Annotated in this window: 1 protein-coding gene; it reads right to left on the minus strand. The window is 38.0% G+C overall.

Features of this window, described 5'->3' with window-relative positions; all coding sequences use genetic code 11:
- Nucleotides 1–388: 388 nt before the first annotated feature.
- Entirely contained in the window at nucleotides 389–1,921 is a 1,533-nt protein-coding gene (locus GNE10_RS34130; RefSeq protein ID WP_185570450.1) for a SagB/ThcOx family dehydrogenase, read from the minus strand.
- Nucleotides 1,922–2,126 lie beyond the last annotated feature (205 nt).

Consider the following 2,126-nt stretch of genomic DNA (forward strand, 5'->3'; position numbering starts at 1 on the left):
ATTTTATTAAAAAATTATTTTATTGTCTCGAATTTACTAAAATCTGTTTTTTAATTAACTTAAGTTTTTTGCAAAACTCATAATTGATTTTTTTCAAATATTTATAAAATATTAATTTATTAATTTTACTTGATTTTAAATAAACATTTGCAAATAGTTAAACAACCTTTATAAAAAAACAAACAATCTTCATCAGTAGCCCTCATGTATTACAAAGTCGCATATATTACATTAAATGCATATTATAAAGGTATTAACCTTGCGACAAATTAAAAGTGAAATTTTATACAAAAATATTAGCTAACAAAAATTTAATATCCAAATCGAGCTGCTCCAGACGCAGACAAATCAGAAAACCTCTGTACCCTCTGCATTGGAGCAGTTCTTTTTATCTTGGGCGTCCAAATGTAGTGATATATAAAACAGCTTCATCAGCAGGAATACCCAAAACTTCATTTACTTGGTCATCAAAGAATCCACCAATGCCACTAACACCTATATTTAGATGCATTGCAGCTAAATTCAGGCGTTGTCCCAAATGACCGGCATCCATGTGTAAATAACGGTAAACGCGATCGCCATATTGAGCGATAGCAGCCTTCAAATCAGCTGTGTGAAATAGCACAGCTGCCGCATCTCTTCCTAATTCTTGTCCCAAGCACAGAAAATGTAACTCTCGCCGGAAATTTTTAAACCGAATTTGGCGTAATTCTTGAGCTTTAGGCGCGTAATAATAACAACCGGCTTCTAGTCCTTTAACACCACAAACAGCAATAAACGTTTCTATTAAATTCAAATCAAAATAATCAGGAGAAATATCTAAATTTTGGTCAATGTAATTTCGCGGTTGATAGGTGAAATCAAGTAAATTTTTTAATTCATCAAAAGTTAAATCATCGCCATTATAAGCGCGGGTAGAACGCCGCTTGTACATAGTGATTTCCAGTTCTGAGAGTTTTTCTCCCCACTGTATAGGTGTAGTGCTAGTGGGAATTTTCAAACAGAAAGGAAAATTGTATTTATCCTCCAAAGATTTTTGTTGTTTGACAGCAGGTAGATTGAGCTTGCCGGTTACACCAGGTTGAATCTGGGTGTGTTTGTGGAAGTATGAAAGCAGTTCGCCATCAGGGATTTGGGGATAACTAGTTTCCGTAGCAGAAGGTAGTGCAGTGCATCCCAAAGGCAGATTTTGATTAATATCTAACAAATCTGCCAGAGGTAGAATGGCGATCGCACCTTCTTGTTGTGAATCAATGTAAAGCAAATCATTGATTGAATCATCTACAAAACCGCCGATTAAATGGGGGCGATAATCAGTAATCGCACCAGCTAACTCAATATTTCCCAAAAGATGACCTGTATCCAGAAAAATCCGACGATAAGCCCGGTCTTCATAGCGCCAAGCAGAACGATAAAAAACCGCCGTCACAATAATTGCCAATTGCGTAGTTTCTAGGGAAGGATGCCAGAAACAACCAGCTTGTAGAGTTTGCCAAACATTGCTTTCCCAATAATGCATTAATGAATGAGTCCGGCACTGATAATTATACAAACCAGGAGGTAATAACGGCGTGCCACGGGAAACCAAATACACCTCCGCAGGATACAACCCCCCAGCACTGGGAGCAGCACGTAAATAAACCGCACTTCCCATAGAAGGCATTTTCGCCGTTAATCCATAGCTGCGAAACAGCAACCGCGACAGTCTTTCCCACCATTGAGCATCTGGATTATTAGCAAACGTCTCTGGTTTTTCTTGGATATAAGGTTTGAGATCGTAAATAGAGCCAATTTTGTATTCCTTGAAAGGTACTGGCTGCTTAGCCCAGTCTAACCTTTGAGTTTTCAAAGCGAGAGTTTCAGGGTCGTATTTAGTCCGTTGGTGATAATGCTGAGCAATTGATTGGTGTAATTCTGGCATAGTACTTTCAATATCCTGAGGGCATCTTTATCTTTAAATCTTGGCATTCATCAGTCTCATTATTTCGTGTCAATTAGTACAATCCTCAGACTCACAAAGTGGTATTTGGTAACTGAATTGGGCATTGGGCAGGGGAGGCAGGGGAAAAGGTTAAAGGTTAAAGGGAAAAGGAATAAATTTAATCTTTCCCCTTTTCCCCTTACCC

The organism is Nostoc sp. 2RC, from assembly GCF_014222165.1.
Taxonomy (GTDB): Bacteria; Cyanobacteriota; Cyanobacteriia; order Cyanobacteriales; family Nostocaceae; genus Nostoc; species Nostoc linckia.